The sequence below is a fragment of the uncultured Rikenella sp. genome, assembly GCF_910577125.1.
In the GTDB taxonomy this organism is placed as follows: domain Bacteria; phylum Bacteroidota; class Bacteroidia; order Bacteroidales; family Rikenellaceae; genus Rikenella.
In genome coordinates this window covers 1-12,555 of record NZ_CAJTMN010000061.1, presented here as the reverse complement: position 1 = coordinate 12,555, position 12,555 = coordinate 1, and the positions used below count along the sequence as shown (strand labels likewise).

Annotated in this window: 10 protein-coding genes; all 10 read right to left on the bottom strand. The window is 62.6% G+C overall.

What is annotated here, in order from left to right:
- Nucleotides 1–145 precede the first annotated feature (145 nt).
- On the bottom strand, nucleotides 146–1,105 hold the full coding sequence (locus QZ292_RS07240; RefSeq protein ID WP_294599926.1) for a phosphate--acyl-ACP acyltransferase: 960 nt from the start codon (nucleotides 1,103–1,105) through the stop codon (nucleotides 146–148).
- Nucleotides 1,106–1,278: 173 nt separating this feature from the next.
- The gene (rpmF, locus tag QZ292_RS07235) at nucleotides 1,279–1,461 is read right to left on the bottom strand and encodes a 50S ribosomal protein L32 (RefSeq protein WP_294599923.1); all 183 of its coding nucleotides are present in this window, start codon (nucleotides 1,459–1,461) and stop codon (nucleotides 1,279–1,281) included.
- An 18-nt stretch (nucleotides 1,462–1,479) separates the two neighbouring features.
- The gene (locus tag QZ292_RS07230) at nucleotides 1,480–2,079 is read right to left on the bottom strand and encodes a DUF177 domain-containing protein (protein ID WP_294599920.1); all 600 of its coding nucleotides are present in this window, start codon (nucleotides 2,077–2,079) and stop codon (nucleotides 1,480–1,482) included.
- A 66-nt stretch (nucleotides 2,080–2,145) separates the two neighbouring features.
- On the bottom strand, nucleotides 2,146–3,144 hold the full coding sequence (locus QZ292_RS07225; protein WP_294599916.1) for a chorismate synthase: 999 nt from the start codon (nucleotides 3,142–3,144) through the stop codon (nucleotides 2,146–2,148).
- A gap of 61 nt (nucleotides 3,145–3,205) precedes the next feature.
- On the bottom strand, nucleotides 3,206–4,564 hold the full coding sequence (aroA, locus tag QZ292_RS07220) for a 3-phosphoshikimate 1-carboxyvinyltransferase (RefSeq protein ID WP_294599912.1): 1,359 nt from the start codon (nucleotides 4,562–4,564) through the stop codon (nucleotides 3,206–3,208).
- Nucleotides 4,565–4,631: 67 nt separating this feature from the next.
- A complete protein-coding gene (locus QZ292_RS07215; protein ID WP_294599935.1) occupies nucleotides 4,632–6,257 on the bottom strand; it encodes an FAD-dependent protein in 1,626 nt (541 codons plus the stop codon).
- A gap of 284 nt (nucleotides 6,258–6,541) precedes the next feature.
- A complete protein-coding gene (locus QZ292_RS07210; RefSeq protein ID WP_294599908.1) occupies nucleotides 6,542–6,679 on the bottom strand; it encodes a hypothetical protein in 138 nt (45 codons plus the stop codon).
- A gap of 537 nt (nucleotides 6,680–7,216) precedes the next feature.
- Nucleotides 7,217–9,652 (bottom strand): type I DNA topoisomerase, encoded by a 2,436-nt coding sequence (gene topA, locus QZ292_RS07205; RefSeq protein WP_294599932.1) that lies wholly within the window; start codon nucleotides 9,650–9,652, stop codon nucleotides 7,217–7,219.
- Between the two features lie 99 nt (nucleotides 9,653–9,751).
- Nucleotides 9,752–11,158, bottom strand: a complete 1,407-nt coding sequence (locus QZ292_RS07200) for a DUF4270 family protein (protein WP_294599905.1) — start codon at nucleotides 11,156–11,158, stop codon at nucleotides 9,752–9,754.
- The gene (locus QZ292_RS07195) at nucleotides 11,112–11,924 is read right to left on the bottom strand and encodes a glycogen/starch synthase (protein ID WP_294599929.1); all 813 of its coding nucleotides are present in this window, start codon (nucleotides 11,922–11,924) and stop codon (nucleotides 11,112–11,114) included. The genes QZ292_RS07200 and QZ292_RS07195 overlap by 47 nt, the downstream gene beginning before the upstream one ends.
- Nucleotides 11,925–12,555: the final 631 nt, after the last annotated feature.

The window sequence follows — 12,555 nt, the reverse complement described above, 5'->3', positions numbered from 1 at the left end:
CAAGCGGTCTCTGCTCGCGTAACGCCGCTCGGTTCTTCAGAAAAGGTACGGTTCCCTGCGGGTAGGTGCAGAAATAGAACGGTTAAAAAAATAAAAAGGGTTTCGAGGTTGGGAAACCCCAAGAGGAGTCCCGCGCGATATCGCGCTACCTGTCGAAAGCCTTTTTAAACTGCGATACCATGTCCGTCCGCGCCGCGCGTTCGGTCAGTCGTATCATATTTTCGATGGCCTTGGCCGACGAGCAGCCGTGGCCGATGATCACGGTCGAGTTGATCCCCAGCACCGGGGTTCCCCCGACGTTCTCGTAGTTGAGTCCTTCAATGAAAGGATGTGTCTCCTCTCCGTCCCCTCCCGCCATGATCAGGTGGAAGCCTTCGATGGTCTTGAGCAGTGTGTTGCCCGAGAAACCGTCGCACACCACCACGTCCGCCACTTCGCCGGTCAGGAGGTGTTTCCCCTCGACATTCCCCACGAAGCGGTAGTCTCCCGCCGCCGCGCGTTCCGCCATCAGCGGATAGGTGGCTTTGGTCAGCAGGTTGCCCTTTTCCGGCTCTTCGCCGATGTTGAGCAGGGCGACTCTCGGTTCCTGAATTCCCAGCGTTTCGCGGGCGTAGATGCTCCCGATCAGTCCGTATTGCGCCAGCACTTCCGGTTTGCAGTCTGCGTTCAGCCCGACGTCGAGAATCAGAACGTCTCCGCCCCGCGCATTCTTGCAGACGGTCGCAATGGCCGGCCGAATCACGCCTTTGATCTGTCCCACCGCCTGCATGCAGCCCACCATCATCGCTCCCGTGCTCCCCGCGCTGGCAAAGCCGGCGAGGTCGCCGCCGCACAAGTGTCGGAAGCCGACCACGATACTTGAGTCGTGTTTTTGTGCAAAGGCTTTGACCGGGTGGTCGCCCATTTCGATCGTTTCGGAGGTGTGGACGATCTCCACGCGGGGATCATCCGCCACGCCGTGCGTGTCGCAAGCCCGAATGGCTTCCCGGTCGCCGAAAAGGACGAGTGTCGTGTCGGCCGACAGATGCGGCAAGGCCGCATAAGCCCCTTCCACAGTCACCTGTGGTGCATAGTCGCCGCCCATGGCATCGAGGCCTATTCTCATAATCCGATGACGTTAGGTTTGTGGGACGAAAGAGCGCGGGGCTCCCGCGTGGGATTGCGACTCTTTGTCCGGAATAGCGGTGGCAATCTCGGAATTGCCGGTGTGGTGTGGAGGTGGCGCGCAGTGCGGTGCCGGAAAGCGCCGGGCTGCGCGGAACAACGAAAGGAGAATCCTTATTGTCCCTTAACGTCCATCGCTTTCTTGCCGCGGTAGAAGCCGCATTCCGGGCAGACGCGGTGGAAGAGGATCTGTGCGCCGCAGTTCGAGCAGGTCGACAGGGTCGGTGCAACGGCCTTATAGTGAGTTCTTCTCTTGTCCCGACGGGTCGATGAGACCTTGTGTTTAGGATGTGCCATTTCTCTTGAGTTATTTCGTTATTTATTTTTGTCTTCTTCGTGTGCCAGCTCTTTGAGCGCGGCGAAAGGGCTGTCCGCTTCGTCAGCGTCTGTTTTTCCGGCCAGTGCGTCGAACTCCTCTTCGGAAACGATCCGGAACCGCCTGAGCATCTCCTGGTTGCAGTCTTTGAGCTCGGGATGCACCCGCTGGAACGGCAGGGAGAGCATAATGCTCTCGTAGATATATTGTCCCAGGTCGAGCGTATCCTCTGCCGGCGAAATCCACAGGATATCCCCGTCGCTGTTATTGGCCTCGCGATGCGCGTCTCCGGAGTACCGTTCTCCCTCCGGAATCGAGTCGCTGATTTTGACCACCGGCTGCCCTTCGAAATGCACCGGGCATTCGAATTCGTCCAGACAGCGGTCGCAAGTCAACCGTACGTCCGCGTCGATTTTCACCCGGAGTTCGATCATCGAGGCATGCTTGACCGCCTCGACCTCCGCCGTGCCCCGTCCCTGCGTAATCTCCGACTCCGGCCACCGGGCGAAAAAACGGTCGTCGATCGGGAAGGTATAATGGTACCTCTCCCCGGTCTTAAGACCGTGAAAATCTATGTTGTATTTGGCCTGTTCGCTCATCTGAGGTCTACCCGGTATCGGGCAAAGGTAAGCATAAATTCGCAATCCGCAAAAGACGGCGGCGATTTAGCGGTTTTCAGCGGCGGCGAGCATCGAGAGGTCGCAGAGTACGATGGCTGCCATAGCTTCGGCGATCACCGGCACGCGCAGGGCGATGCAGGCGTCGTGTCGGCCGCGCACGACGAGGGGTTCGACGCGCTGGTCGCCGAAATGGAAGGTCTCTTGTTCGCGGGCGATGCTGGAGGTGGGTTTCACGGCGATCCGGAAGCGGATCGGGTTGCCGTTCGTGATGCCGCCGTTGATGCCGCCGGCGTGGTTCGTCCGGGTGGTTCCGTCGCCCGCCACGATCGCGTCGTTATGTTCGCTGCCGCGCATCCGGGCTGCGCCGAAGCCGGAGCCGAATTCCACGCCTTTCACGGCCGGAATGGCGAACAAGGCGTGGCTGAGCACGGATTCCACGGAGTCGAAGAAGGGTTCGCCCCAGCCGACGGGTACGCCGGTGACGGTGCCTTCCACGATGCCGCCGATCGAATCCTGTGTGGCGATGGCCTGTTCCAGGGCGGTTTCCATCTCTTTCGGGTCGGTGCGGCCGCCGATCTCGGCGAGGCGGCTTTCGATCCGGATGCCGTATCGTTCCAGTACTTTCCTGGCGATCGCTCCGGCGGCGACGATGCCGAGGGTGATCCGGCCGGAGAAGTGGCCGCCGCCCCGATAGTCGTTGTAGCCGTGCCATTTCTGGCGGGCGACGAGGTCGGCGTGTCCGGGCCGGGGCTGGGTGACGAGGTTGGAGTAGTCGCCCGATCGGGTGTTTTCGTTTTCGAAGAGGATGGTCAGGGGCGATCCGGTGGTATGTCCGTCGAACAGACCGGAGACGATGCGGGGCAGGTCGGCCTCTTTGCGCGGGGTGGTTCCTTTGGCTCCGGCGCGCCGCCGGTCGAGGTCGGGCTGCAGGTCGGCTTCGCTCAGGCTGAGCCCGGCGGGCACGCCGTCGATGACGATGCCGACTTGCGGGCCGTGCGATTCGCCGAAGATGGAGAAACGGAAGATGCGTCCGAAACTGTTCATAATCTTTCTGTTACTTAACGGTTCTGCGGGATTCAGGGTTTAGGGTGGCTCGGGTGTATGCTCATGCCGTGTATAATGTGTCGAGGTCGTCCCAGAAGTGCGGGTAGGACTTCTCGACCGCCTCCGCATGGGTGATGGTCACCGGCCGGTCGGCGCGCAGGGCCGCTACGGCTGTCGCCATCGCGATCCGATGGTCGTTGTGGCTGTCTAAGCGGGGATCGCGCACGGTCAGCGAACCGTCCGAGGTCGAAATCCCGCGGATCGCCATCGTGTCCGGCGTCGAGAGGTCGATCTCCACCCCTAATTTGGCGAACTCTGTCGCTAAGGTCGCCGCCCGGTCGCTCTCTTTGTGCGTCAGGCGGTTCGTGCCGCGCAGGACGGTCGTCCCGCTGCAAAAGGCGGCCAATGCCACCAAAGCCGGAAAGAGATCGGGGCAGTCCGTGGCGTCGAATTCGAAGCTCCGCAAGGTCGCCGGCCGGCCGACTGTCCAGAGATGGCCGCTCGAAGCCAGAATAGCGCCCGCCCGTTCCAGAGCGGTGATGATCGCCCGGTCGGCCTGCAACGAACGCGGGTTGAGATTCTCTACGATGATCCCTGCGCCGCGGAGCTCGGAGGCGATCGCGCCGCCCACCAGCAGACAAGAGGCACCGCTCCAGTCCCCTTCGATCGAGCAGACGGTGGGCCGGTACTGTTGTCTGCCCGGAATCACGAATTCCGTGTAGTCCGGTGCGTGCGTGACCTCGATGCCGAACGTCCGCAGCACCTCTAAGGTCATCGCCAGATAAGGGAGGCTCCGGGGCTGCCGCACGAGCAGCCGGGTCTCGGCCTCCGACAGCGGGGAGGCCATCAGCAGGCCGGTGATGAATTGCGAGCTGAGCGAGCCGTCCACCTCGACGGTGCCGCCCCGCAGCGGCCCGCTGACGGTCAGGGGGAGACAGCCGTTTGCGCCGTCGGTCACGGTGGCGCCGAGTCTCCGGAGGGGGGCGACCATCGATGCGGCGACCGGCCGGCGGAGGATCGAGCCGTGGCCCGTAATGGTGATCGGTGTGGGGCTCTGGGCGGCGATGGGGGTGAAGAGCCGGGCCGAGAGGCCCGATTCGCCGATGTGTAGCTCGGCGGGAGCCTGCCGCAGGAAGCCGCCCTCGATGTAATAGGTGTCGCGGTTGTCGCCGTAGCGGACGGAGGCGCCCAGTCGCTGGATGGCGTCCAGAGCGGCCGAGGTGTCGTTGCAAAGGCCCATCCGGCGCAGCTCGCTCCAGCCGGCCGGGTGGGCCGATTCGGGGACGAGAAGGGCGGCGGCCAGGGCGCGCTGGGCGTAGCTCTTGGAGGTCGGCGAGGCGATGCGGCCTTGTAGTTTGCCGGGTATGATCTCTTTGATTGTCACGTTGCTGTGGCTTTGTTGTATGTAATGATGCAACATTTTGTTACAATGTTGCATCATGTTGTAAAGTTACAACATAATATTGTAACGGGCGGCACGTCGGGGGTCAGGGTTGTTCGCGGCGCAGGTATGCGACGACGGCCCGGGCTGTGGAGGCTCCGTCCACGGCGGCGGAGATGATGCCGCCGGCATAGCCGGCTCCTTCGCCGGCGGGAAAGAGACCGGAGACTTGCGGGTGCATGCAGCTTTCCCGGTCACGAGGGATCCGGACGGGGGAGCTGGTGCGCGATTCGATGCCGATCACCTGGGCGTCGGGGGTGACGAAGCCGCGCATCTTCTTGTCGAACTCGCGGAAACCGGCGCGCAGGGCCTGGCTGATGAAACGGGGCATCCATTTGTCCATGTCGCTGGCGGTGACACCCGGGTGGTAGGAGGTGGGCAGAGTCTCGCCGCATTTCGTGCCGCGGACGAAGGCGTCGAGCCGCTGGGCGGGTGCGATCTGGGCGCCGCCGCCCTGGGCGTAGCCCATCTTCTCCAACTGCTCCTGAAACCGGAGACCGGCGAGGGGGCCGAAGTGGGGCACGAGGTCGGCGTAGTCTTCGGGCAGAATCTGGGTGACGATGCCGGAGTTGGCGAAGATGTTGTTCCGGCCGGAGGGGGACATGCCGTTCACGACGCATTCGCCGGGGGCGGTCACGGCGGGGACGATGAAGCCGCCGGGACACATGCAGAAGCTGTAGACGCCACGGGTTTTCGGGGCGTGAGACCCGGTGAGGCCGGAGGGTACCTGGGCGACGAGGCTGTAGGTGGCGGCAGGCAGTGCCGGGTCGGGGGTCTTGTATTGGATGCGGTCGATGAGCTCTTGGCGGTGTTCGACGCGGAGGCCCATGGCGAAGGGCTTGGCTTCGAGGAGGATCGACCGGCGGTGGAGGAGTTCGTAGATGTCGCGGGCGGAGTGGCCGGTGGCGAGAATGACGGCGGAGGCTTCGATCCGGCTGCCGTCGCGGGTCGTGACGCCGAGGATCCGGTCGCGGTCGGGGCTGAGGAGCAGGTCGGTGACGCGGCTGTCGAAAAGGATCCGGCCGCCGGCGTTCAGGATGGTTTGGCGGATGGCGGCGATCACGCGGGGCAGGCGGTCGGTGCCGATGTGGGGGTGGGCGTCGTAGAGGATGGATTCGTCGGCGCCGTGGTGGTGCAGTATTTCTAAGGATTTGCGGTAGTTGCCGCGTTTTTTCGACCGGGTGTAGAGCTTGCCGTCGGAGTAGGTGCCGGCGCCGCCTTCGCCGAAGGCGTAGTTGGAGTCGGGGTCGACGGGCTGGTTGCGCTGGATGGCGGCGATGTCGGCTTTCCGGGCGGAGACGTCTTTGCCGCGTTCGAGGAGGATGGGGCGGTAGCCGAGTTCGATGAGTTCCAATGCGGCGAAGAGGCCGGCGGGCCCGGCGCCGATGATCAGGGCTTGGCGGGAGGGGGGGAGGTTCGAGACGTCGCCCCATTCGAGGTGGACGGGGTCGGGACGGCCTTCCCGGTCGAGCCAGAGTTCGACGGCGAGTTGGATGCGGACGCCGCGGAGGCCGCTGGTGTGTCGCCGGGCGTCGATGGAGCGGCGCACGATGCGGCTGAAGGCGATCTCGTCGGGGTTGCGGATGCCGGCGGCCTGGCGGGCGGCGGCTTGAATGGCGGCGGGGTCTTGGGCTTGGGCGGGGCTGAGGGTGATTTCGACGGTGAGGGGCATAGCGGGGTTATTTGATGGGATATGGTAGGGGGCTCGACACTCGAAGCTGGCCGTGTTTATCTTATGTTTATGGCCGTTTCCGTTTATTCCGAGAGGCAACGCAACTGAAAACCGTGGGAGCGGGCGACTGTGTGGCCCGGGGTAAGCCGAGGTATATCAAACAGTAGAATGGCACCGCCCGTGCCGCCCGTGGCGGAACACCACACTGTACCTTCGTGGCCGACGCCGTTCAGCCCGCCCGAGTTTGCGCCGCGGTAGCCCGCCTCGCGGTAGCCCGGGGCGGGCTACCAGGCGAGCGGGGTTCCCGCGCCCGAGGTGCTTACCTTGTAGAGACGACCGTTGGTGGCTTTGTAGTCTCCTTTGCCGTAGGATTCACCGGCTACGCCGTCGGAGTAATAGGGGAAGGTACCGTTCAAGGGCACATCGGCGTCCCGCGTAAAGTCAGACCAAGGGGGGCGTGGGCCTGTCTATTGCGGGCTTAGGTCGGGCTTCGGTGGCGCGCCTTTGGGGTATTTTATTGGCGCCTCTACCCCTATTCTCTGTCCGCGCGCCTGGGGAAATCTTATCAAAACGCGCCAGCGCATTTTGACGATTTCCCTCCTAAGGCGGGGCGCGCGGATGGGCTTTGAACCGTCGTTTCTCAATCCTTTGTTCGCGCGCCTTGGCGATTCATTCAGTTTCGGCTCGCCGCCGAAACAGTTGAATCGCCTCTTAAGGCGTGGCGCGCGGGTTTTGTCGCCCGCTGGAATTTCATCTCTGTTTTGCTCATTGCAAAATGAGTGAAATCCCTCTTTAAGCGGGCGCGCGGTGTCTTCGGGCACTCCGACAGGGCTACCTCTACCCTAACAGGATAGAACTGCCCTCGGGCCGGGCGGGCCCCACGTCCCGTGGACGGGCAAAACTGCGTTTTGCTGCGGCTGTGTTCGCCCAACTCTTCGCTTCGTTCTCTGTTTGCGCGTCTATTTCTTGCTCCGGGCGCTGCGGCGGAAGGGGGGACGCTTGGTCGTACCGCTACCTGCACCGGCGGCCTGTTGCTCGGAAATCAGGGCTTTCAATTCGTCCAAGGTCAACTCGGAGGCCTCCCGCTTGGACAGCAAGGTCTTCGGAATCTTGTAGTTGGCGCCGCCGTGCACGATATAAGGGCCCCAACGCCCGTTCAACACCTGAATGTCTTCTGCTTCGTAAACCCGGATCACGCGGTTCCGTTCGGCTTCGCGTTTCTCTTCGATCAGGGCGATGGCGCGCGGCAGGTCGATGGTATACGGATCGTCCCCTTCCCGAACTTTCAGGGAGGTGAATTTCCCGTCGTGACGAACATAAGGCCCGAAACGGCCGACGGAGACGACGACGGTTTTCCCTTCGTATTCGCCTAAGGTGCGGGGCAGTTCGAACAGGGCGAGGGCCTCTTCCAGGGTGATGGTGGCGACCATCTGGCCTTTCTGCAACGAGGCGTAACGCGGTTTCTCCTCCTCCGACGGCTTGATGGCGGCGGCCAGGGTACCTTTGTGTGCCGCCACGGGGGTGTCGCCGAGCTGAACCATCGGGCCGAACTTACCGACGCGGGCGTAGACGTTCTTCCCGCTCTTTGGATCGACGCCTAACAGACGCTCGCTGCGGACGTAGTCGGTTTCGCCTTCGGCGTTGTCCACGCCTTCGTGGAAGGGTTCGTAGAAGGCGGCGAGCATCCGGCGCCAGTCTAAGTCGCCGTCGGCGATCTCGTCGAACTCTTTTTCGACTTTGGCGGTGAAGTTGTAGTCCAGGATGGCGGCGAAGTGGTCGGAGAGGTAGTCGGTGACGAGCATTCCGATGTCGGTGGGGAAGAGTTTGTTTTTCTCGGCGCCGGTGATTTCGCTCTTCTCGGTGCGTTTGAGGGTACCGTTCGGGGCGAGGGTCAGGATGGTGTAGTCGCGTTTCACGCCTTCGCGGTCTTCTTTGACGACGTAGCCACGGTTGATGACGGTCGAGATGGTCGGGGCGTAGGTCGAGGGACGTCCGATCCCGAGCTCTTCGAGTTGTTTCACGAGGCTGGCTTCCGAGTATCTGGGGGGCCGTTGGGCGAAGCGCTGGGTGGCGACGACCTGGCCGCGACGGACACGGGTGCCTTTGACCAGTGGCGGAAGCAGGGTCTCGGCGGAGGTGCCGTTGCTGCCGCTTTTCGGAGCGGGTTCGTCGTCGTGGGATTCCATGTAGAGCCGCAGGAAACCGTCGAAGGTGATGACTTCGCCGGTGGCGGTGAAGTGTTCGGGGCGGCCCGAGATCTCGATCTGGGCGGTGGTCTTTTCTAATTCGGCGTCGGCCATCTGGGTGGCGACGGTGCGCTTCCAGATCAGGTCGTAGAGGCGCCGCTCCTGAGCGGTGGTGCCGGCTTCGCGACGGTCGATATAGGTGGGCCGGATGGCTTCGTGGGCCTCCTGCGCGCCTTTGCTTTTCGTGGTGTATTGCCGGGTTTTATGGTACTGGGCACCGAACATGGCCGTTACTGCATCTTTGGCTGTCCCGATGGCGAGGGAGGAGAGGTGCACGGAGTCGGTACGCATGTAGGTGATCATCCCGGCTTCGTAGAGCCGCTGGGCGATGGTCATGGTCTGGCTGACGGAGAAACCGAGTTTCCGGGCGGCCTCCTGCTGGAGGGTGGAGGTGGTGAACGGAGGTGCCGGTGTCCGTTTGGCGGGCCGGGTCTCGACGGCGCCGATGGTGAAGGTGACGTCGGGCGAGGCGATGGCGCTCAGAAAGGCGTTGGCTTCGGCTTCGGTCTTGAAGCGGGTGTTGAGCTCGGCTTTGAAGCCGGAGCCGTCGGGGGTGACGAACTCGCCGACGACGCGGTAGTAGTCGGAGCCTTCGAAGTGCATGATCTCGCGTTCGCGTTCGACGATGAGCCGTACGGTGACGGACTGCACGCGCCCGGCGGACAAGGAGGGCCGCACTTTCTTCCACAGCAGGGGCGACAGTTCGAACCCGACTAACCGGTCGAGGACGCGCCGGGCCTGCTGGGCGTTGACGAGGTTCAGGTCGACTTGCCGGGGGTGTTCGACGGCGTGCAGGATGGCGTTCTTGGTGATTTCGTGGAAGACGATGCGGCGGGTTTTGTCGTCGGGCAGCTGGAGGGTCTCTTTCAGGTGCCAGGCGATGGCTTCTCCTTCGCGGTCTTCATCGGAGGCGAGCCAGACGGTGCGGGCCTCTTTCGAGAGGCGGCGCAGTTCGCTCACGACTTTCACTTTGTCGGGCGAGATTTCGTATTCGGGCTCGAAGCCGCGGGAGATGTCGATGCTCAGCCCTTTTTTCTTCAGGTCGCGGATGTGGCCGAAGCTGGATTTCACGGTATAGCGGTCGCCGAGGATCTTTTCGATGGTCTTGGCTTTGGCGGGGGATTCGACGATGACGAGGTTTTCCTGCATGGGGTTCGGTATCATGTAAAAACCTAAAGGGGCGGGCCTTTAGGTCTGAAAAACGGCGGTCGCCCGGCGTGAAACGGGGCGACCGGAGAGTGGTTCGGGTTATTTGATCAGGGTATAGGTCAGCACGAGCAAAGGAGGGTACGGCGAATTCGAACCGTAGATCCAGCTGCGGCCGGTGTCGTTCCGCTGCAGATAGGCGGGCAGCAGTTCGGTGGTGTAGCGTTCCTCTTTGCCGGTGAGGAGTTTCTGGACGTAGGAGGTGATGTCGAAGGTGTAGGTGCCTAACGAGCGGTTCAAGCTCCCGCCTAAGGTCTGGGAGTAGTTGTTGGTGGTGATGGCGTCCAGAATCGGGTTGTATTCGTCGAGGAATTCGTAGCCGATCATGTTGTGGTAGATGCCGAGGCCGGTGAAGGATTTGGCGTATTGTTCGTAGCCGGAGTCGACCATGCGCACTTTCAGCTCGGCGCGGTGCAGGGCGATGTGGCTGTAGCCTTGTTCCACGGCTTTCTGCTGCAGGCGTTCGAGGTGGCTTTTGTCGATTTGGAGCTGGCCCATGAGTCCGGCGAGTCCTTGTACGTAGATGTATTCGGAGGGGTGTTCTTCGTCGCCGATGGCGGATACGGAGATGCCTCCCCGGGACGGATCGGCGAGGGTGTAGTCGTGCTGGATGGTGGTGAAGCAGATGTAGTCGTAGGTGTAGTCGCTGTAGAAGAGGATCTGCTGGTCGAGGGTGTCGGGGCCGTCGGGGCCGGTGTTGTGGTAGAAGAGGTACATGGTGCTCTGGGAGAGGTCCATCTTGAGCATGACGCCTTCTTCTCCTGCGGCGGCCTGGTTGCGGAGTTTGAAGTAGAGGCCGGGGAATTTCTTATGGAAGAGGGTGTCGTTGTAGTAGATGTTTTCCTGGCTCTGGGTGTTGTCGAGCAGCCGTTTGGCGAATTCGTCGGGCAGGCGGCCGTAGACGGTGCCGGGGCCTTTCCGCTCGAAGGAGAACAGGGGGGTGTCGCCGATGTAAGGCGACATGTCGAAGTTGCTGAAGTAGGCGCTGTCCTGATGGAAGTGGTAGTCTTTCACTTCGTAGACGTCGACGGTGACGCTCTTGGTGGTGTCGCCGACGGCGCCGGTGAAGGAGATGGCGTAGCGCATGGAGTCGATCACGGGGTTCTCGCCGAAGTAGTGGCTGTGGCGGAAGCCGAAGGGGGAGTAGTTGACGAAGGTCTGGATGTCGATCCGTCCGGTCAGGGGGTCGATATAGGAGCCGACGAGGGGCTCGTAGTAGCCGGAGACGCTGGTCTCCAGGGAGTCGCAGGTGGAGATGTAGGTGCGCACGACGACGGTGGAGTCGATGGTGCTGCTCATCTGCTGGCCGGGCGGTATCAGGTCGTTCCCGAAGGTGTCGTCGCGCTTGGTGCAGGAGGGGAGGCTGAGCAGCAGGATGCTCAGCAAAAACAGGGGGAGGAGGTTATTTTTCCAGCAGGGTGTCATAAAATTCGGCGTATGCGTTTTCATAGTTCTCGGTGCCGGTGTACGGCAGGGTGGGTATCCCCCGCCGGCGGATGAGGTCGGCGAGTTCGGGGGCGATCTCCGGGCTGCCGATTACGGCGCCGTCGGCGCGGTCGAGGGCGAATTTCATCAGACCGAGGTAGTCGGGGGTGGCGAGGTGGCCGAGTTCGTCTTTCTTGATGCCTTCCTGGAGGAGCTTGGAGCCGATGGCGGGATCCAGGGTGTCGGGGAAGGGGTGGTCGTAAACGGAGACGACGATCTTGAGGTCTCTGAAAATGGGGTCGTTGTGGAAGATCTTTTTCAGGTAGACGGGGACGATGGCGGAGAACCAGTCGTGGCAGTGGACGATGTTCGGGGCCCAGCGCAGTTTCCGGACGGTTTCGAGCACGCCGCGGGCGAAGAAGATGGCGCGTTCTTCGTTGTCGGCGAAGTAGTTGCCGTCACTGTCGATCCAGGTGGCTTTCCGTTTGAAGAAGTCGTCGTTGTCGATGAAATAGACTTGTACGCGGGCCGCAGGGATCGAGGCGACTTTGATGATGAGCTGGTGGTCGGTGTCGTCGATGATGAGGTTCATGCCGGAGAGCCGGATCACTTCGTGGAGCTGGTTCCGGCGCTCGTTGATGCAGCCCCACCGGGGCATGAAGATGCGGATTTCGGCCCCGCGTTCCTGCATGGCCTGGGGCAGGTAGCGGCAAAGGCTCGATATGTCGTTGTCGGGAAGGTAGGGTACCACTTCCTGGCAGACGTACAGAATCTTGGCGTTGTGGTTCATCGGTCGTCCTCCTTTGAAGATGCCGGCCGGGATTTCCCGGCCGAGGCACTGCCACAAAGATAAGGTTTTTTTCGGATACGAGGGAGTGGGCCGATGTGAGGGGCGGTTCCCGGGAGGGGGCGGCGGAGCGCGGCAGCGCGGAGCCGCAGGGGCGGAGACGGTTCTCCGGGCGCGAAAACCGTCTGCGGTTTTCGCGCTGCGCCGGGCCGAGCAGGAGGCGGAGAATGGGGCGGAGCTGTTGGCTGTACTTTGTTTTTATGTGCTTTGTTTTTATCTGTTGCGACCCTTCAGGGTCGCCGGCCTCGTCGCCCAGCGGCTTTGCCGCTCGGGGGGAGGCGACAGGCCGAACGGGGCGGACTTTGGACGGTGAATCGGGGCGAGAGCGAATAGCGCGATTCGCAGAATCGCCGGCCTCGGAGCGCAGTGAACGCCGCAGGCGGGCGCCGGGGGAGCGCCCGAGGACGAACGGGCGGAGAATGGGGCGGGGAGCTGTTGGCTGTGCTTTGTTCTTAGCTGGTGCGACCCGCAGGGTCGCGCAGTCCGTCGCCACCCCCGGCGGCGGGCTGCAACTCGACGGAGCTCGTTGCGCCCTCCGCTGGCGCCGAACTGCGATGGATTTTCGGCCCGGGCG

Coding starts and splice junctions, on each gene's coding strand:
- topA (WP_294599932.1), bottom strand. CDS start 9,652: ATGCAGGAAAACCTCGTCATCGTCGAATCCCCCGCCAAAGCCAAGACC.
- QZ292_RS07200 (WP_294599905.1), bottom strand. CDS start 11,158: ATGAAAACGCATACGCCGAATTTTATGACACCCTGCTGGAAAAATAAC.
- rpmF (WP_294599923.1), bottom strand. CDS start 1,461: ATGGCACATCCTAAACACAAGGTCTCATCGACCCGTCGGGACAAGAGA.
- QZ292_RS07240 (WP_294599926.1), bottom strand. CDS start 1,105: ATGAGAATAGGCCTCGATGCCATGGGCGGCGACTATGCACCACAGGTG.
- QZ292_RS07195 (WP_294599929.1), bottom strand. CDS start 11,924: ATGAACCACAACGCCAAGATTCTGTACGTCTGCCAGGAAGTGGTACCC.
- QZ292_RS07225 (WP_294599916.1), bottom strand. CDS start 3,144: ATGAACAGTTTCGGACGCATCTTCCGTTTCTCCATCTTCGGCGAATCG.
- QZ292_RS07215 (WP_294599935.1), bottom strand. CDS start 6,257: ATGCCCCTCACCGTCGAAATCACCCTCAGCCCCGCCCAAGCCCAAGAC.
- aroA (WP_294599912.1), bottom strand. CDS start 4,564: ATGTTGCATCATTACATACAACAAAGCCACAGCAACGTGACAATCAAA.
- QZ292_RS07230 (WP_294599920.1), bottom strand. CDS start 2,079: ATGAGCGAACAGGCCAAATACAACATAGATTTTCACGGTCTTAAGACC.